Genomic DNA, 22,348 nt, shown 5'->3' with positions numbered 1-22,348 from the left:
TCTCCTCGACACCTGGGTCTCGAAACTTGAGTCGCCCGCGGCAGCGCCGCCTGAACCGTATTCATCAACGACGCATGGCATCCTTGCCGTCCCTCGTCAGCCATTGCAGGTCTTCATGTCTTCTACTCTCCCGCCAGTCGCGCCTGATACCCCTGTCGAGGCCATCGGCGTCACGCCAGATGATGTCGCCACCGGCGGTGCGGAACCGGTCTCGCCGCTCGCGCACGCCGTCGGCCAGCTGACGCAACGGCTGACGGATCAGCAGCGCGCCGTGGTCGCACATCGCGGACGGCACGCACGGGTCGCGGCGGTGGCAGGGTCCGGCAAGACCACCACGCTGGTGGCGCGAGTGCTGAGTCTGCTGGCGGAAGGCATTCCGGCGCAGCGGATTCTGGTGCTGATGTTCAACCGCTCGGCGCGCGAGGACTTCGTTGCCAAGCTGGCGCAGTCGGCGCCACCGGGCACGCGGCTGCCGGATGTCCGCACCTTCCACTCCATCGGTCATCGCCTGACCACTACCCTGGTGCGCTGGGGGAGTCTGGCGCCGCGCGAGCTGATCCAGCAGGACTGGGCGTTGGAGCGGCTGCTCAAGCAGGCCGCCCAGCGTGCCCTGGGCGATGCCGACCGCGCCGATCGTGAGGCGGCACTGGAAGGTGAGCGTCTCGAAGCGCTTGCCCAGTTCTGTGATCTGGTCAAGGCCGAGATGTGCGAACCGACGCTGCTGTACGAGCGCATGAACCTTGGTGAGCACACCGGTCACTTCGTCGAGTCCTTTGCCCAGCTTGAGCAGCTGCTCGAGCAGCATGGCCAGATGACCTATGCCGATCTGCTCTACCGGCCGCTGCGTCAGCTGGAGAAGGAGCCGGAGACCCGTGCGCGCATCCAGGGGCATCTGCAGCACGTCATCATCGATGAGTATCAGGACATCAATGAGGCGCAGCAGCGCATGCTGGCGCTGCTGGCCGGTGCGCCGTCCACTGCGGCTTCCTCGCCGGCAGTCACCGGCGAATCATCCAGCACCGTGGCAGAAGTCATGGCGGTCGGTGACGCCAACCAGTGCATCTATGAGTGGCGTGGCGCCCGCCCTGATTACATGCTGACGCGTTTCGCCGAGAGTTTCCCGTCCCCGCTGGACTTCCCGCTCAGTTACACCTTTCGCCATGGTCATCGTCTGGCATTGGCGGCCAATCACGCGATCGCCGCCAATGCGCGCCGACCGGATCAGCTGTGTCTGGCTGCACCCGGCACACCGCCGACGCGGTTGTTCGAAGGGCAGGGGGCCGCCAGTCTGGTCGCGGCGCTGACCGCCTGGCGTGAGTCGGGGCGCAGCGGTGCCGAGGCCGCCGTGCTGGTGCGCAGCTGGGCGCTGTCGGTGCCGGTGCAGCTGCAGTTGCTGAAGGCCGGGATTCCCTTCCGTCTCGGGCAGGGCGATCGCTTCGTGTTCCGCCTGCCACTGGTGCAGGCGCTGGCAGGCTATCTGGAGCTTGCGCGTGATGCCACGCGGCTGCGTGACCCGGCGCATCTGATGTTGCTGTTCACCCAGCCCACCGCCTTCGTCGCGCGCGAACGCCTCGAGCGTCTGTGTCAGCAACTGGCCGACAGCCAGCGCTGGCCGCGCAAGGAAGACCCGATGCTCGAAGGGCTCAAGCCGCTGCAGCGCCGCAACCTGCACAAGCGCTGGAAGCTGTTGTGTGATCTCCCTTCGCTGGGCGACTGGGCTCCCGCGCGGCTGCTGCGGCACGTGGTCGATGAGCTGGAAGCCGACAAGGTGCTGAGACGGGCCGCGGCCCGACGGGACAAGGGCGAGGAGGACGTGCGTCTGCTGGACGTGCTGATCGAGCAGGCGGGGGAGCTTGCCAACGACCCCGAGGCCTTCGTCAACCTGCTGCGCAACCCGGTCGAGGATGCCGCCGATGGCGTGCTGATCACCACGGTCCATGGTGCCAAGGGGCTGGAATGGCCGCTGGTAGGCCTCTGGGGCATGAACGAAGAGGACTTCCCGGCCTACTCGCGCGACAACCCGCTGTCGCCGGAGCGCCTTGAGGAAGAGCGACGTCTGTGCTATGTCGGCGTGACCCGTGCTCGTGAACAGCTGCATCTGTGGCGGGATGGCGGGACCCATGCGCCGAGTCGCTTCCTGGCGGAACTGTGCGTGGAGGACTGCTCCCGCCTCGGTGACTGGATTCACGGTGCGGGCAAGCGTGCCAAGCTCGCTCGCCAGCAGGCCGGTGAAGGCGACGCATCCAGTCGCGAGGCGTCCTCTGAAAGTACCGAGACCCTGCGCGTGAGCGCGCCAGCCCTTGGCGAGGCCTATCTGGCACGCCTGCCGTTGGTACGTCATGGCATCACGCCGCCGACGCTTGAGGCCTCGCCCAGGCCCAGGGCCGAGCAACAGAGCAAGCCCGGTGGCGTAGGCAAGCCCGCTGACGCCGCATCCAGCCGGCGTCAGCCTCGTTCCGGGGGCCGTCATTCCCGCACGTCATCCTCGCCTCGCAGCGAGGTGTCTGGCGTGCTGCAAAGCGTCGGTGGCTGGAAGGTGGGGCAGCGTGTCGCTCATGACACCTTTGGCGAGGGCGTGATCGAAGAGGTGTCCGGCAATGACACCAATCCGCTGGTCGAAGTGCGCTTTACCGATGGCAGCAAGCGACGCCTGATCGCCTCGCGTGCGCCACTGTCCGCTCTGTAAGACCAGACGCCCAGGGTGGCAAGGTGCGCGATTGCCAATCATCGACGTGAGGGCCATCATGCCTTCATGGCGTCACCGTCCGCTGGAAAGGAGTTCCCATGGCCCAGTATCCCGATCCTGCCGCACTGGCGGCAGCCTCCGTCTCCACCTCATCGTTGCTGGCCCCGGACCAGCGGCAGGCACCCTTGATCGACGCCAGTCAGCTGGTGACCCAGCTGGCGATGGCAGGGCTCAAGTCCCCCGTGGTACTGGATTGCCGCGCTCGCCTCGAGGATGGCGAGGCGGGCGAGCGGATGTGGCGTGAAGGGCACCTGCCAGGGGCCATCCATGTCGATATGGAACGTGATCTTTCCGCGCCCGTGCGCGAGGACGGCGTGGGCGGTCGTCATCCACTGCCGTCGCACCAGGCGACAGCCGAGCTGTTTCGCCGTCTCGGCATCACGCCCGAGCAACAGGTGGTGGTCTATGACGACATGGGCGGCCAGATGGCGGCGGCGCGCCTGTGGTGGATGCTGACCTGGGCCGGGCATCCGGATGTGCGTGTGCTGGATGGCGGCATCCAGGCCTGGAATCAGGCCATGGGCGAGCTCAAGCGCGCTCCCTCCCAGCCAGTGACCTCCGCGCCCAGTGACTGGCAGCCGAGCTTTGACGACAGCCTGCTGGCCACTGCCGAGGAGGTGGTGGACAGTCAGGCGGTGCTGCTGGATGCCCGTGGTGAAGCGCGCTTTCGCGGTGAGCAGGAGCCGGTCGACCCGGTGGCCGGCCATATCCCCGGCGCCCTGTGTCGCCCGACCCCCGGCAATCTCGAGGCCAATGGTCGCTTCAAGGACCGCATGAGCCTGATGCGCGAGCTGCGCCGGACATTGCCGGATGACAGCGCCGTGATCGCCTATTGCGGTTCCGGCATCAGCGCCTGTCAGAACATTCTGGCCTTCGCGATCGCGGGACTGCCGCTGCCGCGTCTGTACGCCGGCTCCTGGAGTGACTGGATCAGTGACGCCGAACGCCCGGTCGCCACCGGCGAGGCCAGCGAAGGGTAGCATTCAGGCAAGCCCGACAAGGATATTGCCGAAACGACAACGCCCGCCAGAGAAACCTCTGGCGGGCGTTGTCGTTTGTGGGGCGCGCTTTCCGTGCGCGCTCAGGCTGGCGTCTTGGGCTCCGTGGCGGGCTTGCGCGACTCGAAGCGCTCCAGCAGGGCAGCGTTGGCGCAGTTGCCCATCACGTTGAGGGCGGTGCGCAGGCCGTCGGTGAAGCGGTCGACGCCGGCGACCACGGCCACGCCCTCCAGCGGCAGACCCGCCGCGCCCAGCACGGTGGTCATCGCGACCAGCCCGGCACCCGGCACGCCCGCCGTGGAAAAGCTGACCAGCAGACCGGTGGTGAAGACGGTGATCACCAGTGACGTCGTGACGTCGATACCGAACAGCTGCGCCACGAACAACGCATTGAAGCCCTGCAGCACGGCGGCGCCATCACGCTTGAGCGCGGTACCGAAGGGCAGCGCGAAGCTGGCCAGGGATTCCTGCATGCCGTAGTCGCGTGCATTGCCCAGCGCCAGCGGCAGGGTGGCACCGGAACTGGCGGTACCGAAGGCGAAGCCCAGGCTCTGGCCGAAGTGGCGCATGAAGGCCAGCGGGCGGGCACCGGTCACGGCCAGCAGCACCAGATAGAGCAGTGCCATCAAGGCCAGCGCGATGATCAGACCGATCACGTACATGCCCAGCCGCATCAGCAGATCCAGCCCCTGGGTGGCGATCACCGAGGTGATCAGCGCGAAGACACCAAGCGGAGCCAGCTTGAGCACGAAGGACAGTACCTTGAGGCTGACGGTGTAGCCGCTTTCGATCACGCGATGCAGCGGCGCGCTTTCTTCCGGCAGGGCACGCATCGCCAGGCCGATCAAGGCGGCCGCGAAGATGACCTGCAGCAGGCCGCCGCCACCCAGCGCCGTGAAGGGGTTGTTGGGCACCAGCCCCACCAGCCATTGGGCGATGCTGTCGGCATTGCGCCCTTCAGGCGCCGAGTCCACCAGGCTCTCGGCACCGCTGCCCGGGCTGAGCCAATGAGCGACCAGCATGCCCAGCGTCAGCGCCACGGCGCTGGTGACCACGTAGCTGCCCAGCAGACGCCCGGCATGGCGGCCCACGTCGGCACCGCCTTCGCGACTGGTCAGGCTGAGGATGAGGGCACCGAAGACCATCGGTACCACCACGAACTGCAGCAGACGCAGGAAGATCTGGCCTACCGGCGTCAGCAGGTTGGCGTCGAGCCAGGCGACACTGCCCTCGGGCAAGGCACCTGCTCCGGCGTTCAGGGCAAGGCCGCTGAGGATGCCCAGCCCCAGGGCGAGCAGTATCTGACGAGTGACGGACATGGTGGCTCCGAAGCAAGGGAAGTCAGGAAGAGGCGAATCGACGCTCGGGTGCTGCGCCGTCTGACCACGTTGAAGTGAGTGAAATCAAGGATGGCTAATGTGCTATCCATGGAAAGTTATATCAATGAAGTATTTGAGACTATTTTGGAATAACACAAGAAGCGCCCTCGTGAGAGCGCGACATCTCCCTGCTGAAGCGGACCGCGCAGCGGTCCACGGAGCAGCTCTGTACGGGAGGCCAGAAACGACAACGCCGCCGCGGCAGGGCCACGGCGGCGTTGTCAGCTGGCGGGCAGCGATGGGTCACATGTTCGGATAGTTGGGGCCACCGCCACCTTCCGGGGCGACCCAGGTGATGTTCTGCGCCGGGTCCTTGATGTCACAGGTCTTGCAGTGCACGCAGTTCTGGAAGTTGATCTGGAACTGCGGCTCACCGGCTTCCTCGATGATCTCGTAGACCCCGGCGGGGCAGTAGCGCTGGGCCGGCTCAGCGAAGCGCGGCAGGTTGTCACGCACCGGTAGCGCCGGGTCTGCCAGACGCAGGTGACACGGCTGGTCTTCCTCGTGATTGGTGTTGGAGAGAAACACCGAGGACAGCTTGTCGAAGGACAGCTTGCCGTCCGGCTTGGGATACTCGATCTTCGTGCATTCATCCGCCGGGCGCATGCGCGCGTAGTCCGGGGTGGTGTCATGCAGGGTCGGCAGTCGGCCGCCCATCAGCTGGTCGAGGAAGTTGTAGGCGCCACCGAGGAAGGTGCCGTACTTGTGCATCGCCGGGCCGAAGCTGCGCGAGGCATCCAGCTCCTCATGGGCCCAGCTGTCCTGGAAGCGCTTGCCGAAGTCGACGAGGTCCTCGCCACCTTCATCGCCGCTCTTGATGGCGGCGAACACGCTCTCCGCCGCCAGCATGCCGGACTTCATCGCGGTGTGCAGGCCCTTGATCTTGGCGAAGTTGAGCGTACCGGCATCACAGCCGATCAGCAGGCCACCCGGGAAGCTCATCTTCGGCAGGCAGTTGAGGCCACCCTTGGCGATGGCGCGTGCACCGTAGGAGACCCGCTTGCCGCCTTCGAGGTGCCGAGCCAGGGTCGGGTGCTGCTTCATGCGCTGGAATTCATCGAAGGGCGACAGCCACGGATTGTCGTAGGCGAGATCGACGATCAGCCCGACCACCACCTGCTGGTCATCGGTGTGATAGAGGAAGAAGCCACCTTCGGCGTTGCCCTTGAGCGGCCAGCCACTGCCGTGGACTACCAGCCCCGGCTGATGCTGCTCGGCCGGGACATCCCACAGCTCCTTGAGGCCGATGCCGTAATGCTGGGCATCGGCGTCCTTGTCGAGAGAGAAGCGCGAGATCAGCTGCTTGCCCAGATGCCCGCGGCAGCCCTCGGCGAACAGGGTGTACTTGCCGCGCAGTTCCATGCCCGGCATGTGGCCATCCTTTTCACTGCCATCAGCGGCCACGCCCATGTCGCCGACCACGATGCCGCGCACCGTGCCATCTTCTCCGTGCAGCACTTCCTGAGCGGCGAAGCCCGGGAAGATCTCGACGCCCAGTTCCTCGGCCTGCTCGCCCAGCCAGCGGGTCAGGTTGCCGGCGCTGATGATGTAGTTGCCATCGTTGTGCATGGTCTTGGGAACCAGTGCATTGGGGATGACCTGTGCCTTCTGGTCATCCTTGAGCAGCACGACTTCATCACGGGTCACGGCGGTATTGAGCGGCGCGCCGCGCTCGGCCCAGTCGGGGAAGAGTTCGGTGAGTGCGCGTGGCTCCAGCACTGCGCCTGACAGGATATGGGCGCCGACTTCAGAGCCTTTCTCGACCACGCAGACCGTCAGTTCGTGCTCCGCCTCATTGGCCTGCTGCATCAGTCGACAGGCCGCCGACAGGCCGGAAGGCCCGGCACCGACGATGACGACGTCGAAATCCATGAATTCGCGTTCCATGACCCGTCTCCTCAATCTTGATGCCCTGTATCAGGCCCCGCGGATCCGGCGGGGTGGGCGTATCACGATCAGTCGTTGCTGATCGCAGGGCTATTGATCTTCGGCGGCGCGCGTCAGGGCGGTGGCTCGCCAAAGCAAAAAACGATGCTGTGCTCGTCGTGTCGACAGTGAAGGATATGGCTCCCATCCCGTCGTGGCGAGCTGTCATGCGCAAGGCAGCCGCATAGCATGCCGCAACAGTAGCATTTAAAACGACCGTTTGTTTATTATGCTTGGGTCTGACGTAATAGCCACACGGCGTGTTGCAGGATATCGCCTGACGGGTTTCATGTCCGGGCACCCGGATGGTGGCTTTCCGGTTTGACCCCGACCCCCAATTCTGCGCAAGATGCCCCCATGAGAATGATGATCCGTTGCCATCAGGGCCGGTTGTCAACGGCCGGCGAGCAGCGTTCGCCAGCAGCAGGCAGCATGCCTTCGGGTCGTGGGATGGGGTGCCGTGACGCGGTGCTTGTCAGCACGACCTATTTTGGATGATATTCACCTATCAAACGCTTGCATGAATCGAGCGGGGGCGCCTCGAGCAGCCTCTCGCTCCATGAGAGATCAGCGAGGACACCATGAAAGTACTCGTCGCGGTGAAACGCGTCATCGATTACAACGTCAAGATTCGCGTCAAGGCGGATCAGTCTGACGTGGATCTGACCAACGTCAAGATGGCCATGAACCCCTTCTGCGAGATTGCCGTGGAAGAAGCGGTACGCCTGAAGGAAAAAGGCGTGGCGACCGAGGTCGTGGCCGTGACCATCGGGCCGAAGGCCGCCCAGGAACAGCTGCGTACCGCGCTGGCGCTGGGGGCTGATCGCGCCGTGCAGGTGATGACCGATGACGCCGTCGACTCTCTGGCAGTGGCCAAGCTGCTGGCCAAGGTGGTCGAGGAAGAGCAGCCTGGCCTGGTGATTCTCGGCAAGCAGTCCATCGATGCCGACAACAACCAGACCGGCCAGATGCTGGCGGCGCTCACCGGCATGGGACAGGGCACCTTCGCCTCCGAGGTGGTAGTCGATGGCGAGAGCGTCAACGTCACTCGTGAGATCGACGGGGGTCTGCAAACCGTCAAGCTCAGCCTGCCGGCGGTGGTCACCACGGACCTGCGCCTCAACGAGCCGCGCTACGCCAAGCTTCCGGACATCATGAAGGCCAAGAAGAAGCCGCTGGACGTCAAGACGCCGGAAGAGCTGGGTGTCTCCACGGCCTCGAAGGTCACGCTGGTCAAGGTGACGCCGCCGGCCGAGCGCCAGGGTGGCGTCAAGGTCGGCTCCGTCGATGAGCTGGTGGACAAACTCAAGAATGAAGCAAAGGTGATCTCATGAGCATTCTCGTCATTGCCGATCATCACGATGGCCAGCTGACAGGTACCACTGCCAGTGTGGTAGCGGCTGCCAGCGCCATCGGTGGCGATATCGATGTTCTCGTCGCGGGGGAAGGTGTCGGGAGCGTTGCCGAGCAGGCCGCGAGGCTTGCCGGCGTCAAGCGTGTGCGCGTGGCGGACAACGCGGTCTACGCCCATCAGCTGGCGGAGAATGTCTCGGCACTGGTCGTGGCGCTGGCGGACGACTACAGCCATGTGCTGTCGGGTGCTTCCACCACGGCCAAGAATTTCATGCCGCGCGTGGCAGCGCTGAAGGACGTCGCACAGATTTCCGAGATCATCGCGGTCGAGAGTGCCGATACCTTCCTGCGTCCGATCTATGCCGGCAACGCCATCGCGACCGTCAAGAGTGACGACGTCCTGAAGGTGATCACCGTGCGTGCCACCGGCTTCGACCCGGTGGCGGCTGACGGCCAGGCGGCCATCGAGGCGGTGGATGTCGTCGAGGATGCCGGTGTCTCCAGCTTCGTCAACGAGACGCTGGCCGAGAGCGAGCGTCCGGAGCTGGGAGCTGCCAAGGTGGTGATCTCCGGTGGCCGCGGCATGGGCAACGGTGAGAACTTCGCTCTGCTCGACGGCATCGCCGACAAGCTGGGCGCCGCCATCGGTGCCTCACGTGCCGCCGTGGATGCCGGTTTCGTGCCCAACGACATGCAGGTCGGCCAGACCGGCAAGATCGTTGCCCCGGACCTGTACATTGCCGTCGGCATCTCCGGTGCGATCCAGCACCTGGCGGGCATGAAGGACTCCAAGGTCATCGTCGCGATCAACAAGGATGATGAGGCGCCGATCTTCCAGGTCGCGGATTACGGTCTGGTCGGAGATCTGTTCGAGGTGCTGCCGGAGCTGGAAGGCAAGCTGTAAGACAGTGCGCTGACCTCTCATCCGGCGCCGGACACCCGGACCGGACATGAGCAGAAAACGCGACCCGCTTCGGCGGGTCGCGTTTTTTTTGTGCCCGGATCAGACATCGTCACGTCATGGCGTCTGCCTGGATGGCATCCCGAGGGCATGACATCTGACAGGCTCTGCGTGAGCGTCGGCACGCGAGGGGACAGCCTGCAACGCGGCATTGCAGAGATGGAGGCGAGTGCGGATCGAGATCAATTGATAATTGTTCTTGTTTGTAATACCGTCCCTGCCAGTGATTTGCATTTCCACTCGCGACTTTCTGGCAGCTTGGCCAGTGACCGAGGATGCAACCCAGTCTTGTTCTTCAGGAGATGTCCGTGCGGCGTTCCACTTCTTTCTCTTTCCCGAGGGCGCGCGCGTTTGGCGGCATGCTGCCCGCGCTGGCGCTGATGGTGCCTCTGTGTGCCACGAGTCTGCCGGTTCATGCACAGACGCTGCGTGACAGTGCGGCGAGTCATCAGCAGACTCAGGGGGAGTTGCAGTCGCGCATCGACGCGGCTGACGACGAGACCCGCGAATTGCTGGTGAGGCTGCGCGAGGCGCGTCAGGAAGCGGCGCGTCTGGAAAGCTATACCGCGGAACTGACCCCGCTCAATGCCGACCGTGCCGCGCGAATCGAGCGTCAGCGCACGGCGCTCGAGAATCTCGAGGCCACTCGCGAGTCCTTGCCGGGCCTGCTGCGTGAGCAGGTCAATGAGCTGGAAGCGTTCATCGAGCAGGACCTGCCCTTCCTGAAGGAAGAGCGTCTGGCGCGTGTCGCACGGCTGCGCGACAACCTGTCCAACGCCAGTCTCACCAATGACGAGCGCCTCGATCAGCTGCTCAATGCCTGGCAGCAGGAGCTGAGCTACGGCCAGGGCCTGGATACCTGGCGTGCGGGGCTGATCGGTGCGGAGGACACCGAGGTGCAGTATCTGCGTGTCGGTCGCGTGGGGCTTTATTACCTGACGCTGGATGGCCAGCACGGCGGGGCATGGAAGACGCAGAATGACAGCTGGCAGGTACTGGATGACAGTGCGCTGAGCGAGCTGCGCCAAGGAATCAGCATGGCGCGTGACCAGCAGGCCCCGTCACTGCTCACCTTGCCGCTGTCCGTCCCGGTGGAAAACGTGGAGCTCGACGCCTCTCGTCAGGCTGTCTCCAATGCCGCTTCGTCTACCCCGTCCGCGCAGGAGTCCAGCTGATGTCCATGATGCACAAGACATTCCCGCGACTGTCGATGTCTGGCGCGCTCAAGCGCGGGTGGCTCAGCGTGAGTCTGCTGGGCGTGCTCGGCATGAGCGCGCTGCCGGCACATGCCGTGACCGGCTCCGCGGCACAGGCACTGAGCGTCGAGCAGTTCGAGCAGGCGGCCAGTCAGGCGGAAGGTCGTGATCAGACACGCCTGGAGACGTTGCTGTCGGACAGTGAAGCGCTCAAGGCGGCCGTGGCCAAGGCCGAGGCGCAACGTGACAGCCTGCGCGAGAAGCGCGAGACCCTTGAAGCCGAAGCGAAGCAGCAGCAGGCGACCCTCAGTGGTCTGGATGACGAGCGCCAGGCGCAGCAGGGGGATCTCGGCCAGGTCTTCACGGTGGCGCGCAAGCATGCGCGGGAAGTCCGTGAAGGGGTGGCCGGCAACTGGTTGCTGGCCGGTGGGCAGGCCCGACTGCCGGACCTTGGTCCGCGGGATGAAGTGCCCGGTCGTGAGCGACTCGCGGCCCTGACGGCCGACATCAGTAGCATCGCCCGCGAAAGTGGCCGTGCGCTGCGTTTCAAGGCACCGCTGGCCGGTGCCGATGGCAGCATCAAGCCACGTGAGATCGTGCGTGTCGGCGAGCAGATGGCCTTCAGTGGCGATCTGCTGCTCTCACCGTTGTCCGATGACAAGGCCGTGGATGGTGCAAGCGCACTGGAAAGTCTCGGCCTTGCCGGCAAGACGCCGACGACCATGCGTGATCAGCTGGCGGCGTTCAATGCCGGCGATACCGATCGACTCGATTTCGATCCCACCGGGGGTGATGTCACCCGCGCCCTGTCACGTGCGCCGGGGCTGACCGAGCGACTCAAGCAGGGCGGGGCGGTCGGTTACGTGATCGTCGGGCTTGGCGTGCTGGGGCTGATCATCGCGCTGATCCAGCTGGTGCGCCTGACGGCCACGCGGCGCGCGGTCAAGCGTCAGGAAGCGGATCTGACCCAGCTCAAGGATGACAACCCGCTGGGCCGCGTGCTGACCCGCTTTGAAGGCATGCGTCATGATCATGAGCCGGAAGCGCTGGAAGCGCGTCTCGATGAGGCGCTGCTCGCCGAGCAACCGAAGCTGGAGCGTGGTCAGGCACTGGTCAAGTTGCTGGCGGCCATCGCGCCGCTGCTGGGTCTGCTGGGCACCGTGACCGGCATGATCGGCACCTTCCAGTCGATCACCGTCTTCGGTACCGGCGATCCGAAATTGATGGCCGGCGGCATCTCCCAGGCATTGGTGACCACCGTGCTGGGTCTGATCACCGCCGTGCCGCTGCTGTTCGCGCAGACCGGTCTGTCGAGCCTGTCGAAGGGGCTGATGGGACGCCTGGAAGGGCGTGCCAGTGCGCGTCTGGCGGATCACCTCGAGCGACGTGCGCCCGCCGCCGCGGCGACGGCCAATGCCCGCACGCGGGAAGCCGAGCATGCCTGAGTCGCTGGCCTCTTCTTCCCTGTTGCCCGGTGCGCTGGCACCGGTCATGCGGCTGGTGGATAGCGGTGGGCCTCTGATCGTGGTGATCTGCCTGATCGCCATGCTGCTGTTCGGTCTGGCGCTGGAGCGCGGCCTTTACTGGCGGCTGGTGCATCGGCCGGCACGCCGCCAGTTGATCCACGACTGGGTGGCGCGCAGCGAGCACCACAGCTGGTCGGCGCTCACTCACCGCGAGGTACTGACCCGCGAGCTGCTGTCACGCCTGCGCGCGCCGTTGCCGTGGCTCAAGCTGCTGGTGATGATCTGCCCGCTGGCGGGCCTTTTGGGCACCGTGACCGGCATGATCCACGTCTTCGATTCCCTGGCGATCGCCGGTACCGGCCAGGCGCGAGCGATGGCCGATGGCGTGGCGCGTGCCACCTTGCCGACCCTGGCCGGCATGGCAGTGGCGGTGGTGGGACTGTTGTTCGTGACCCGTTTCGAGCGTGTCGTGCGTCGTGAGGACCAACGCCTGCACGACCGCCTGGCGCGCGCCGTGGATGATGCCCGCAAGGGCAAGGTACCTGGCGGCATGTCCACCGCGCCTGACTCCGATTCCTCTGATACAAGCGAGACACCGCATGCGTAGACGTCGCATGGAAGCCGCGGAAGACAGCGGCGAGATCAACCTGACGCCAATGCTGGATGTCGTCTTCATCATGCTGATCTTCTTCATCGTCACCACCAGCTTCGTCAAGGAGTCGGGGGTCGAGATCCAGCGCCCCGAGGCCTCGCATGCCACGGCGCGTCCGGATGCGGCCGTGATGGTGGCGATCACCGCCGAGGGCGCGGTGTGGGTCGATGGCAAGCCGGTGGATGCCCACCGTGTCGGGGACGCGGTGGCGGAGCTGGCCGACGGCCAACCGGTGGTGATCCAGGCGGATCGTCAATCGCGGACCGGGCTGCTGGTGGAGACGATGGATGCGCTGCGCAGTGCGGGAGTGCAGGATATCGCGGTCGCGGCATCGAAAGGCGAATGACATGACGCGACGTCTGTATGCCAATCGACTGATCGGATTGCTGGGCGGAGCCCTGCTGGCGCTGGCCCTGTTCTATGCCCTGGCACTGCTGGTGGCGCCGCCGGTGAACGATGCGCCGGCGCCTGAGCCGCTGTCGGTCTCGACCGTTCAGGCGCCTGAGGAGGCACCTGCCCCTGAAGCGGCGCCGGCAGAGGCCTTGCCGACACCACCGGCCGAGCCACCGCCGCCGCCTAAAGCGGCACCGATGCCGTCACCAGAGGTGACAAGCTCGGTGGCGATTCCTGAGGTCAAGACACCACTGCCGCCAACGCCGGAGCTGACGCTGGATGACAGCCTGCCGCCACTGGAGGTGAAGCGTCCGCCGAGACCGACACCGGAGCCGAAACCGGATCCGAATCCCAAGCCCACGCCGAAGCCGGCCCCGGTACCCGCCTCCCAGGCGTCAGCCCAGTCCAGTGCCCAGGCCACCGCCAGTGCTTCTCGATCGGAGGCCAGGTCGACGCCGGCACCCGCGGCGCAAGGGGGCTCGCCCCGCCCGACGCTGCGCACGGCGCCTGAGTACCCCAGTCGTGCACGCCGGCGTGGCATCGAGGGCTTCGTCGAGGTGGCCTTCGTGATTCGTCCGGATGGCAATGTCGATGGCAGTTCGCTGAGGGTGGTGCGTGCAGAGCCTTCCGGTGTCTTTGATCGCGCCGCGATGAAGGCCATCGCGCGCTGGGAGTTCCCGGCGGCCCAGACAGCGCGTCAGGCGCGTCAACGGCTTGAGTTCCAGTTGCGTTGAGGCAACCCGGGCGCATGCAAAGCGGTACCTGTCATTCATGTCTTCGCCGCGAATCTGGTGTAGAAGAGAGCTGGTGTTGCAAGCAGATGGCAGGCATGACGCCTGAGGCGTATCTGAGACGTACTTGAGTCGTGGAGCAAAGGATATCCGTACGATGTCGAACCAAGACAAGCATTCCGCCGAGCGCTCACCGCGCGGGCAGTCCACGCGACAGGCGCCTGCCGAGTCAGCGACGCCTGAAGGTCTCGGCGCTCGTCTGATGACGGCGATTCGTCGCGGCGGGCGTCGCCTGACGCGCGTGACCCTGGTCTCCACCTGTCTGATGCTGATGATGGAGGTCGGGGGCGTCGCCACCGCGAATGGGGCAATGCGCGTGTCGGCGGAGGTCGCGGGGCAGCTGCGCACGCTCCAGTCACGGTTGGAAGAGGGGGATTACGACGAGGTCGGCGAGCGTGCCGAGCGGGAAGCCCGTCAGCAACGTGGCGAGGTACGTGCGCTGTATCTGTCGTTGGCCGCCAGCGCGCGGGCAAGACAAGGGGATCAGGCCCAGGCGGCGCGTCTCTATGGCGAAGCGCGCCGGTTGCCGGGCGTCGATGCCAGTCAGGCGCGCAAGTGGCTGCGGCGCGAAGCCATGCTGAGATTGCGGGCGGGAGAGCAGGAAGCCGGTACCGCACGTCTGGCGGAGTACCTGCATGGTGGCTCGGCGAGTGCCGATGATCTGTGGCTGGCCGTCAGCCTGGAAGCCAACCGTGGCCAGTGGTCGCGGGCCGAGGACTGGCTGGAGCGCGCCAGCAGAGCGAGTGCGCCAGAAGGCGATCGTCTGAAACTTGCCGTCAGCGTCTATCAGCAGACGGGACGCCATGCTGCGGCGGTGGCACTGGTCGAGCAGGGACTTGGCGAATCGCGGGATGCGCAGGACTGGCAGCGCGCCGTGGCGCTCTATCAGCGTCTCAATCAGCAGCGGCGTGCGGCGAGTACCTGGGAAGCCGCCTGGGCGGCGGGAATCGTCAGTGGTCGCGAGGCCTATCAGCAGCGCATCGATCTGCAACTGGCCGCCGGCGCGCCGGCGCGGGCCGCGGAGTTGATCGAGGCGGGACTTTCGACGTCGGCAACTCCCGAGGGGCAGCCGTTGCTGGTAGACACGCCGGTACTGCGTCGTCAGCTGGCAGAGGCCTGGACCTCGGCGCGCGACATCGAGCACTCGTTGACGGCGTGGGCGACGGTTTCCGAGCAGAGTGGCCGTGTCGAGGATGCTCGGCAGCTGGCGGAACTGGCCTATGACTGGGGGCGCTGGGATATCGCGAGCGGTGCCCTGGCCAGTGCCGGTGAGCGCGGGGATGATTCCGCGCGTCACTGGTTGCTCAGCGGTGTGGTCGCCCGTCAGCTTGACCAGCTGGACCCCGCGCGTGAGGCCTTCAAGAAGGCGCAGGCACGCGGCGCCGAAGGGGCCGATGACTGGCTGAAGTCACTCGCGCAGCGCTGAGGCGCCCACCCCCGCGACTCCTGGCAGTCTGACCGTCAGTGCAGCGAAAACGCCGCCTTTCCTGAACGTCCTGAGACGGGGGAAGGCGGCGTTTGCGTATCTGGCGATCGTGTTCGCGCTGGCGTTGCTCAGCGTATCAGCCGATATCGGTCCAGACGGGCGCGTGGTCCGATGGCTTTTCCATGCCACGCAGCACGTAATCGACACCGGAATCCTTGATCAGCGGGGTCAGACCCGGGCTGGTCATGATCAGGTCGATGCGCAGGCCGCGCCTGGGCTCGCGCTCGAAGCCACGCGAGCGATAGTCGAACCAGCTGAACTGGTCATCGACTTCCGGGTGCACGTGACGGAAGCTGTCGGTCAGGCCCCAGGCGTAGAGGCGCTCCATCCACTCGCGCTCGATGGGCTGGAAGCTGGTCTTGCCTTCGCGCAGCCAGCGCTTGCGGTTGGGCTCGCCGATGCCGATGTCGCGGTCAGTCGCCGAGATGTTGTAATCGCCCATCACCACCACGTGCTGATCGGGGGTGTGGTCCTCTTCCAGCAGGCGGAACAGCTGCTGATAGAAGCGCGTCTTGTAGGGAAACTTCACCGGGTGCTCGACATTCTCGCCCTGGGGGAAGTAGCCGTTGTAGACGATCAGCGGCTCGCCGTTCGGGCCGTCGATCTCGACACCGATCATGCGTTTCTGGGCGTCCTCGGTGTCATCGGGCATGCCGTAATGCACCTTCTTCGGCACCTGGCGGGTCAGCATGGCGACGCCGTAGTGGCCCTTCTGGCCGTGCCAGACCACGTGATATCCCAGTGCCTCGATGTGCGCGTGGGGAAACTCGCTGTCCTGCACCTTGGTTTCCTGCAGGCCGATGACGTCCGGCTGATGCGCCTCGATCAGCGCTTCCAGCTGATGCGGACGCGCACGGATGCCATTGATGTTGAAGGACACCAGTCGCATCACGCCTTGCCTCCCTCATCATTCCCGCCCTTGTCGTCCTGCTCGGCAGGGGCGTCCGGATGCAGCGGCAGCAGCGGGGCGGCGTTCATGCGTTCCAGCTTGGCGGCTGCCTGGCTCTTGCGCTGATCCTTCTTCTTGGCCACATAGCGAGGTCCGGAATGTACCTGATCCGGATTCTCGGCGCGCCACTTCTTGAAGTCCTTGCGGCGGCCGGTGCGAATCTGCACCTTGTCGGCGATGGAGCGGCTCTTCTTTCTGCGTGTCATCTTCGGGCTTTCCTGTTCGGTGTCAGCAGTCGCCAGCCTCGGGCACACGCGCAAGTCAGGGCGTGGCGTGCGGGCAATCGCATCAGTTGGCGGGCATTCTACCAGCCTGCACGGGGCAGGTGCCATGCACCATGTCACACGCCGCTCCCCTGATGTCTGCAGGACGCAGACGGTGATGGGAGGTTTCTCCATGCCCGGGCGGGGTCATCACGATGCCACGCAGGGGCGCGAAGATGGTCACGTGCTGGTACAATGATCCGGCATCATCGTTGTTACCCGCAGGCGCGACTCGCGACTGGCCGCAGGATCCGAAGCCTCACCCTCCACACGCATGTCTCAAGTACCCTGCCTTCGCGGCACGTTGCTTGAATGCCGTGCCGGGGGAGCGGCTCTCAGGACCCGCCAGCCTCGTTGACCTGGCCTGCAACGTACCGCCCGGTCGCTCCGGCAGGAAGCGTTCAGCGTGTCCTCGCCGGGCCCAAAGAAGATGACAGAAGACAACCATTCCACCGACACGCAGTACTGGCCGCCCTTGTGGCGACCCATGAGCCTGTCGGTTCCCTGTGCGCGGCGATGACATGACCGATGCCAGGTGAGCTGACCCTCATGGCCGACGTCCGCTCCAGCCCCTGCCGAACATTCGGGCAGGGGAGATCCGGATGCGTGAATCCGTTCAGAACAGGTGAGAGCATTCGTGCATGTCTGCACCCGGGGCCTGCGTGGCCCTGGAGACGCATACCCCCGAAGGGGAGCAGACAGGTACGGGATGACTCCCAATCCGGCAAAGGCGCATGCAGCCCGAGACGACCGCTTGTCACAAGCGGGTCAGGCGAACCAGGTGAGACCACTGGGCATGACGAACCATCCGGGTGTGGCCTGTCGTGGCGAGATTCCGAGAGCGGCCCGCGCCTGTCGCATATGAACCCTTGAAAAGAACGGATTACATGAGCGAGACGGATCAGACCCAGCCAGCCGCTGAGCAGACTCAGCAAGAGCCGCAGGACCCGAACCAGAAGCCCAGAAAGCCCAAGCGTCGTCGCCGCAAGCCGCGTCGCTCCCAGTCCAAGTGGAACCTTGATCAGTTCCAGGTCGAGCCGGTCGCCGGTCAGTGGCGCTTCCACGATTTCGATCTGCCGCTGCCGTTGATGCGTGCCATCCAGAAGGCCGGTTTCGAATACTGCACTCCGATCCAGACCCAGACCTTCGAGAAGGCGCTGCTGGGCGGTGACGTGGTCGGGCGCGCCCAGACCGGCAGCGGCAAGACGGCTGCCTTCCTGATCGCCACGCTCGCCTACTTCCTGGAAGAGAAGGCGCCGGAAGGTCAGAAGCCGGGTGCCCCGCGTGCCGTGATCATCGCGCCGACCCGTGAGCTGGCGCTGCAGATCGAGAAGGATGCCAAGGCATTCTCCGAATTCGCGCGCATCTCCGTGGCCTGCGTGGTCGGCGGGATGGACTACCAGAAGCAGCGTGAGCGTCTCGAGCGCAAGGTCGACCTGCTGGTCGCCACGCCGGGCCGCCTGCTGGACTTCCATACCAAGCGCGATGTCGATCTCTCCGAGACCGAAGTGCTGGTGGTCGACGAGGCCGACCGCATGCTGTCGATGGGCTTCATCCCGGACGTCAAGCGCATCATCCGCGCCACGCCGCGTGCCGAGGAGCGCCAGACACTGCTGTTCTCCGCCGAGCTGTCCTCCGACGTGCTGGGCCTGGCAGAGCAGTGGACGCATGAGGCCGCTCAGGTGGCGGTGGAGCACGAAGCCGCGGCCGCCATCCCGGCGGACAACGCGGGCGTGCAGGCCTACACCGTCAGCGACGACGACAAGCTGCGTCTGCTGGTCAAGCTCGTCGAGCAGGACGCGCTGGAGCGCGTGGTGGTATTCGGCAATACCCGTGCGCTGGTGCGTCGCATCGATGCCGCTCTGCGTGAGGCAGGCATCGAGGTGGCGCTGATGTCGGGTGCCGAGACCCAGACGGCACGTCTCGAGGCGCAGGAAGCCTTCCGCAACGGCAAGCTCAAGGTGCTGGTGGTCAGTGACGTGGCCGGGCGGGGTCTGCCGCTGGAAGATGCCACCCATGCCATCAACTTCACGCTGCCGGAGGTGCCGGAAGATTACGTGCATCGTGCCAGCTTCAGTGACGTGAGCCTGATCAGCTTCATCGGCGAGGAGGATGTGTTCTCCCTGCCGGAGATCGAGGAGTACATCCAGGAAACGCTGCCCCGCGAGCAACCGCCACAGGGCATGCTGTGACGCGGGGGTGATACCCCGCTCATGCTGGCTGTCTGGCCTGGATGACCGATGCCACTCATCAGGGCATGGCTCGGCAGCGCAGTCAGAAGAAAGTAAGCGCAAGACGGCGAACAGCTCAGGCTGTTCGCCGTCTTGCGCTAGGGCGCCGCACGGCGGTCAGCTCGGCACAAGGAGAGACACGCAATGCTGGAAGACAGTCTCAAGGGCGAGATCCAGACCGCCTATCGCAAGCTGCTTGAGGGGCTTGAGCTGACGCCGCGCTATGGGCAGCGGCTGATGATCGCCGAGATTGCACGCACCCTGGGCAATATCGAGCAGAATCCGGAAGGGTATCGCCTCGGCAACGAGCACGTCTGCGTGCTGGAGGCCGGTACCGGTACCGGCAAGACGCTCGCTTACCTGCTCTCCGCGCTGCCGGTGGCCAAGGCACGCGGCAAGCGGCTGGTGGTCTCCACCGCCACCATCGCGTTGCAGGAGCAGGTCATGCATCAGGACCTGCCGGCGCTCAAGAAGCATTCGGGGCTGACCTTCGACTATGCGCTGGCCAAGGGGCGGCGGCGCTATCTGTGCGTGCAGAAGCTGGATCAGGCGCTGGAAGGCGTCGAGGACAACCCGACCATGGCGCTGTTCGAGCGCGACATGATCGCCAGCGATGGCGGCAGCTTCGTGGAGCTGGCCGGCAAGATGGCCGAGGACTATGCCAGCGGCGAGTGGGCAGGGGACCGCGACAGCTGGCCGCTGCAGGTCGAGGATCGCGACTGGGCGCGGCTGACCACGGATCACCGCCAGTGTACCAATCGTCGCTGCAGCCACTTCTCGGCGTGCGCCTTCTTCCGCGCCCGCCGTCAGCTGGAGCAGGCCGACATCATCGTCGCCAACCATGATCTGGTGCTGGCGGATCTCTCGCTGGGCGGCGGGCTGGTGCTGCCCTCGCCCAGTGACTGCATCTACGTCTTCGATGAGGCGCATCACCTGCCGGACAAGGCGCTGGACCACTTCCACCACCGCACGCCGATCAATCAGACGCTGCGCTGGCTGGGCAATCTCAAGAAGTCGCTCACCGAGCTGAACGCGGCGCTGGGCAGTCAGCCGACCATCGGGCGCCTGCTGGCGCGCATGCCGGAGTTGCTGGCCGACATCGAGCCGCGGCTGGGCGAGGTGTTCGGGTTGGGCCACCAGCTGGCTGACCTGCCGGAGGGGTCGGGCGATGATGCCACCAATCATCGTTTCGAGCGCGGCCAGGCACCGGAGGCGCTCAAGGAGTTGGGGCACAATCTGCTCAAGGGCTTCGCGGAGCTGTCACGGGCGCTGGAGCAGATCGCCGATATCCTGCGCGAGAGTCTGGACCCGGAGAAGGCGACAGGCCTGCCCAAGGAGAATGCCGAGGACTGGTTGCCGCTGGTGGCCCTGTTGCATGGACGTGCGCTGGAAGCCCATGCGCTGTGGGAGGCCATCGGCCTGAGCGACCCCGCGGATGGCCCGCCGCATGCGCGCTGGCTGACCTTCGAGCGCTTCAATGGCGAACCGGAGATGACCGTCTCGGCCAGCCCCGTCTCGGCGGCGGAGACCCTGGCGCGCCACCTGTGGGGGACCTGTTTCGGCGCGGTACTGACGTCCGCGACCCTGACGGCGCTCAACCGCTTCGAGCGCCTGCAGGAGCGCGCTGGTCTGGCCAATCGCTATCGCTATCAGCGACTGCCCAGCCCGTTCGATTATGGCAAGGCGGTGCTGGCCATCCCACGCGAAGCGGTGGAGCCGTCGCCGCCCGGCCCGCATGAGCAGGCGATCGTCGATTTCGTCAATGCGCTGGATGTGCGCGAGGCGGTGCTGGTGCTGTTCAGTTCGCGCAAGCAGCTGGCGGCGGTCAACAAGGCGCTGGACAACGAGACCCGCAAGCGGGTGCTGGCCCAGAGTCGCCTGCCCAAGCACGAGCTGCTCAGTCAGCACCGCAAGGCGGTGGATGGTGGTCGCGGCAGCATCATCTTCGGTCTGGCGAGCTTCGCCGAGGGGATCGATCTGCCCGGCAAGTACCTGACCCATGTGGTGATCACGCGGCTGCCGTTCGCGGTGCCGGATGATCCGGTCGGTGCGACGCTTGCAGAGTGGATCGAGTCGCGAGGCGGCAATCCGTTCATGCGCATCGCGGTGCCCGATGTGTCCATCAAGCTGGTACAGGCCTGCGGGCGCCTGATCCGCAAGGAGGCCGATGAGGGGCGCATCACGATTCTGGATCGGCGCATTCTGACCAAGCGTTACGGTCAGCAGCTGATCGAGGCATTACCGCCCTTCGTGCGCGAGATTGACGGCGTACGTCAGAACTGAGCCGCAAGCCTGATCTGCAAGTGCTGATTCGCAAGTACTGATTCGCAAGTACTGAGTGGCCACAAAAAAGCCCCGCCGATCGGCGGGGCTTTTTCTGTCTGCCTGTCCGGTGCGTATCAGGCTTCGGCGGACTGCTCGAGGCGGGCGCGCAGGGCGTCCTTAAGCTTGGTGTCCATGGTCTTGAAGGTCTCTTCGGTGGTCGCCCAGTCGATGCAGGCATCGGTGATGGAAACGCCATATTCCATCTTGCTGCGGTCGGCATTGATCTTCTGGGCGCCCCAGTTGATGTGCGACTCGACCATCAGGCCCATGATGGAGCGGTTGCCCTCGAGAATCTGCTGAGTGACGTTTTCCAGCACCAGCGGCTGCAGGCCCGGGTCCTTGTTGGAGTTGGCGTGGGAGCAGTCGACCATCAGGTTGGCGGTGACGCCGGCCTTAGCCAGTTCCTGCTCGGCCAGGGCGACACTGACGCTGTCATAGTTCGGCTTGCCGTTGCCGCCCCGCAGCACGACGTGGCCGTAGGCGTTGCCGCGGGTGCGGATGATCGCGACCTGACCGGCCTGATTGATGCCCAGGAAGTTGTGGCCGTGGGAGACGGACTGCAGCGCGTTGACGGCGACATCCAGCGAGCCGTCGGTGCCGTTCTTGAAGCCGACCGGGCATGAGAGGCCAGACGCCATCTCACGGTGAGTCTGGGATTCGGTGGTGCGCGCGCCGATGGCGGACCAGCTGATGCAGTCCTGCAGGTACTGCGGGGAGATCGGGTCCAGCGCTTCAGTGGCCAGCGGCAGGCCCATCTCGGCCAGTTCGACCAGCAGGCCACGGGCGATGTGCAGGCCTTCCTCGATCTCGAAGGAATCGTTGAGGTGCGGGTCGTTGATCAATCCCTTCCAGCCGACCGTGGTGCGCGGCTTCTCGAAGTAGACGCGCATCACGATGTAGAGGCTGTCCTTGACCTCTTCCGCGAGCACCTTCAGGCGGCGAGCATAGTCGCGGGCGGCGTCCAGGTCATGGATGGAGCAGGGGCCGACCACCACCAGCAGGCGCGGATCCTCGCCGTCCAGAATGCGCTGGATGGTGCGACGGCCTTCGATGACGGTCTGCTCGGCCTTGTCGGTCAGCGGGATGTCCTGCTTGAGCGCCTGCGGAGTGATCAGTACATCCTGGGACAGGACGTTGAGGTTGTTGACGTGCTGTTCTGACATGACGGTGTCCTGAGCGTTGTTCGGTCCGCAATCGTGAGCGCAGATCCTGGCAGAGGCTGTCCCCCTGCCG

Annotated in this window: 17 protein-coding genes; 12 read left to right on the top strand and 5 right to left on the bottom strand. The window is 65.4% G+C overall.

Annotated features, from left to right (window positions below):
- Nucleotides 1-115: 115 nt before the first annotated feature.
- Complete coding sequence (locus tag QD228_RS00985) at nucleotides 116-2,686, top strand: ATP-dependent helicase (protein ID WP_279874147.1); 2,571 nt, start codon at nucleotides 116-118, stop codon at nucleotides 2,684-2,686.
- 98 nt (nucleotides 2,687-2,784) lie between these two features.
- Nucleotides 2,785-3,726, top strand: coding sequence for a sulfurtransferase (locus QD228_RS00980; protein WP_279874145.1), 942 nt, complete (start codon nucleotides 2,785-2,787; stop codon nucleotides 3,724-3,726).
- Nucleotides 3,727-3,827: 101 nt separating this feature from the next.
- On the opposite strand, the gene QD228_RS00975 is transcribed toward QD228_RS00980, so the two are convergent.
- A complete protein-coding gene (locus tag QD228_RS00975) occupies nucleotides 3,828-5,063 on the bottom strand; it encodes a dicarboxylate/amino acid:cation symporter (RefSeq protein ID WP_176492952.1) in 1,236 nt (411 codons plus the stop codon).
- Nucleotides 5,064-5,366: 303 nt separating this feature from the next.
- Nucleotides 5,367-7,010 (bottom strand): electron transfer flavoprotein-ubiquinone oxidoreductase, encoded by a 1,644-nt coding sequence (locus QD228_RS00970; RefSeq protein ID WP_176492953.1) that lies wholly within the window; start codon nucleotides 7,008-7,010, stop codon nucleotides 5,367-5,369.
- Between the two features lie 620 nt (nucleotides 7,011-7,630).
- Between QD228_RS00970 and QD228_RS00965 the strand changes: the two genes are divergently transcribed.
- The 8 genes from QD228_RS00965 to QD228_RS00930 all read left to right on the top strand — a co-directional run bounded on the left by QD228_RS00965 (nucleotide 7,631) and on the right by QD228_RS00930 (nucleotide 15,287).
- Complete coding sequence (locus QD228_RS00965) at nucleotides 7,631-8,383, top strand: electron transfer flavoprotein subunit beta/FixA family protein (RefSeq protein ID WP_077372115.1); 753 nt, start codon at nucleotides 7,631-7,633, stop codon at nucleotides 8,381-8,383.
- Entirely contained in the window at nucleotides 8,380-9,306 is a 927-nt protein-coding gene (locus QD228_RS00960; RefSeq protein WP_279874143.1) for an FAD-binding protein, read from the top strand. The genes QD228_RS00965 and QD228_RS00960 overlap by 4 nt, the downstream gene beginning before the upstream one ends.
- Nucleotides 9,307-9,671: 365 nt before the next feature.
- On the top strand, nucleotides 9,672-10,538 hold the full coding sequence (locus tag QD228_RS00955) for a DUF3450 domain-containing protein (protein ID WP_167593047.1): 867 nt from the start codon (nucleotides 9,672-9,674) through the stop codon (nucleotides 10,536-10,538).
- Nucleotides 10,538-12,004, top strand: a complete 1,467-nt coding sequence (locus QD228_RS00950; protein ID WP_279874140.1) for a MotA/TolQ/ExbB proton channel family protein — start codon at nucleotides 10,538-10,540, stop codon at nucleotides 12,002-12,004. The genes QD228_RS00955 and QD228_RS00950 overlap by 1 nt, the downstream gene beginning before the upstream one ends.
- Nucleotides 11,997-12,632, top strand: coding sequence for a MotA/TolQ/ExbB proton channel family protein (locus QD228_RS00945; protein WP_084209124.1), 636 nt, complete (start codon nucleotides 11,997-11,999; stop codon nucleotides 12,630-12,632). Before QD228_RS00950 ends, QD228_RS00945 begins: the two co-directional genes overlap by 8 nt.
- Nucleotides 12,625-13,023, top strand: a complete 399-nt coding sequence (locus QD228_RS00940; protein ID WP_077372126.1) for a biopolymer transporter ExbD — start codon at nucleotides 12,625-12,627, stop codon at nucleotides 13,021-13,023. The genes QD228_RS00945 and QD228_RS00940 overlap by 8 nt, the downstream gene beginning before the upstream one ends.
- 1 nt (nucleotide 13,024) lies before the next feature.
- Complete coding sequence (locus QD228_RS00935; RefSeq protein ID WP_279874137.1) at nucleotides 13,025-13,804, top strand: energy transducer TonB; 780 nt, start codon at nucleotides 13,025-13,027, stop codon at nucleotides 13,802-13,804.
- Nucleotides 13,805-13,958: 154 nt separating this feature from the next.
- Nucleotides 13,959-15,287, top strand: a complete 1,329-nt coding sequence (locus QD228_RS00930) for a hypothetical protein (RefSeq protein WP_279874135.1) — start codon at nucleotides 13,959-13,961, stop codon at nucleotides 15,285-15,287.
- A gap of 136 nt (nucleotides 15,288-15,423) precedes the next feature.
- Here QD228_RS00930 and xthA read toward each other — a convergent pair whose 3' ends face one another.
- Nucleotides 15,424-16,236 (bottom strand): exodeoxyribonuclease III, encoded by an 813-nt coding sequence (xthA, locus tag QD228_RS00925; RefSeq protein ID WP_176493284.1) that lies wholly within the window; start codon nucleotides 16,234-16,236, stop codon nucleotides 15,424-15,426.
- Nucleotides 16,236-16,502: a hypothetical protein gene (locus QD228_RS00920; RefSeq protein WP_077372139.1), complete on the bottom strand. Its 267-nt coding sequence runs from the start codon at nucleotides 16,500-16,502 to the stop codon at nucleotides 16,236-16,238. Before QD228_RS00920 ends, xthA begins: the two co-directional genes overlap by 1 nt.
- Nucleotides 16,503-17,446: 944 nt before the next feature.
- Between QD228_RS00920 and QD228_RS00915 the strand changes: the two genes are divergently transcribed.
- Both QD228_RS00915 and dinG read left to right on the top strand, forming a co-directional pair.
- Nucleotides 17,447-18,751 carry a DEAD/DEAH box helicase gene (locus QD228_RS00915; RefSeq protein WP_279874133.1) on the top strand — a complete coding sequence of 435 codons (1,305 nt, stop codon included), beginning with the start codon at nucleotides 17,447-17,449 and terminating at the stop codon, nucleotides 18,749-18,751.
- Between the two features lie 183 nt (nucleotides 18,752-18,934).
- Complete coding sequence (gene dinG, locus QD228_RS00910) at nucleotides 18,935-21,073, top strand: ATP-dependent DNA helicase DinG (protein WP_279874132.1); 2,139 nt, start codon at nucleotides 18,935-18,937, stop codon at nucleotides 21,071-21,073.
- Between the two features lie 116 nt (nucleotides 21,074-21,189).
- Here the strand turns inward: dinG and QD228_RS00905 are convergent, their stop codons facing one another.
- Complete coding sequence (locus QD228_RS00905; RefSeq protein WP_077372149.1) at nucleotides 21,190-22,278, bottom strand: 3-deoxy-7-phosphoheptulonate synthase; 1,089 nt, start codon at nucleotides 22,276-22,278, stop codon at nucleotides 21,190-21,192.
- Between the last annotated feature and the right edge of the window lie 70 nt (nucleotides 22,279-22,348).

This window comes from Cobetia sp. 3AK, assembly GCF_029846335.1.
GTDB classification, from domain to species: domain Bacteria; phylum Pseudomonadota; class Gammaproteobacteria; order Pseudomonadales; family Halomonadaceae; genus Cobetia; species Cobetia marina.
Note: the sequence above shows the minus strand (reverse complement) of the source record. Positions and strands in the feature narration are given on the sequence as shown.

Coding starts and splice junctions, on each gene's coding strand:
- QD228_RS00915 (WP_279874133.1), top strand. CDS start 17,447: ATGAGCGAGACGGATCAGACCCAGCCAGCCGCTGAGCAGACTCAGCAA.
- QD228_RS00960 (WP_279874143.1), top strand. CDS start 8,380: ATGAGCATTCTCGTCATTGCCGATCATCACGATGGCCAGCTGACAGGT.
- QD228_RS00935 (WP_279874137.1), top strand. CDS start 13,025: ATGACGCGACGTCTGTATGCCAATCGACTGATCGGATTGCTGGGCGGA.
- QD228_RS00950 (WP_279874140.1), top strand. CDS start 10,538: ATGTCCATGATGCACAAGACATTCCCGCGACTGTCGATGTCTGGCGCG.
- QD228_RS00975 (WP_176492952.1), bottom strand. CDS start 5,063: ATGTCCGTCACTCGTCAGATACTGCTCGCCCTGGGGCTGGGCATCCTC.
- QD228_RS00945 (WP_084209124.1), top strand. CDS start 11,997: ATGCCTGAGTCGCTGGCCTCTTCTTCCCTGTTGCCCGGTGCGCTGGCA.
- QD228_RS00970 (WP_176492953.1), bottom strand. CDS start 7,010: ATGGAACGCGAATTCATGGATTTCGACGTCGTCATCGTCGGTGCCGGG.
- QD228_RS00940 (WP_077372126.1), top strand. CDS start 12,625: ATGCGTAGACGTCGCATGGAAGCCGCGGAAGACAGCGGCGAGATCAAC.
- QD228_RS00980 (WP_279874145.1), top strand. CDS start 2,785: ATGGCCCAGTATCCCGATCCTGCCGCACTGGCGGCAGCCTCCGTCTCC.
- xthA (WP_176493284.1), bottom strand. CDS start 16,236: ATGCGACTGGTGTCCTTCAACATCAATGGCATCCGTGCGCGTCCGCAT.
- QD228_RS00905 (WP_077372149.1), bottom strand. CDS start 22,278: ATGTCAGAACAGCACGTCAACAACCTCAACGTCCTGTCCCAGGATGTA.
- QD228_RS00920 (WP_077372139.1), bottom strand. CDS start 16,502: ATGACACGCAGAAAGAAGAGCCGCTCCATCGCCGACAAGGTGCAGATT.
- QD228_RS00965 (WP_077372115.1), top strand. CDS start 7,631: ATGAAAGTACTCGTCGCGGTGAAACGCGTCATCGATTACAACGTCAAG.
- QD228_RS00930 (WP_279874135.1), top strand. CDS start 13,959: ATGTCGAACCAAGACAAGCATTCCGCCGAGCGCTCACCGCGCGGGCAG.
- dinG (WP_279874132.1), top strand. CDS start 18,935: ATGCTGGAAGACAGTCTCAAGGGCGAGATCCAGACCGCCTATCGCAAG.
- QD228_RS00985 (WP_279874147.1), top strand. CDS start 116: ATGTCTTCTACTCTCCCGCCAGTCGCGCCTGATACCCCTGTCGAGGCC.